Origin of the sequence: Pseudoalteromonas sp. GW168-MNA-CIBAN-0100 (assembly GCF_040309225.1) — a bacterium.
Classification (GTDB): domain Bacteria; phylum Pseudomonadota; class Gammaproteobacteria; order Enterobacterales; family Alteromonadaceae; genus Pseudoalteromonas; species Pseudoalteromonas arctica.
The window spans coordinates 1-237 of record NZ_JBEOOL010001088.1; the positions used below are offsets into that span (position 1 = coordinate 1).

At 45.6% G+C, this 237-nt stretch carries 1 protein-coding gene; it reads left to right on the plus strand.

Annotation, left to right across the window (positions count from 1 at the left end; translation table 11 throughout):
* Positions 1-69 precede the first annotated feature (69 nt).
* A complete protein-coding gene (locus AAEY62_RS24715) occupies positions 70-207 on the plus strand; it encodes a hypothetical protein (protein WP_350637135.1) in 138 nt (45 codons plus the stop codon).
* The last annotated feature ends 30 nt before the right edge of the window (positions 208-237 follow it).

The following is a 237-nucleotide window of genomic DNA, read 5'->3' on the forward strand; positions in this document are numbered from 1 at the left end:
CGGGGATGAAGTGTAGCTAAACCCGATGCAAAACAACGCCTCGCCCGAGCCTGTTACCGAGCAATTTGCATGAATACGACCACCCACAGAGCGAGTAAGCAAATGCTGCAAAAAGGGTTAGACCAACAACCATTACCCACACTCCAAACAGAGCCAGAAATGCCAATTACACACAGCAACATACGTGGCACAGATTACTACCATTAAGGAATGCAAACATGATAGAAACAATTAATC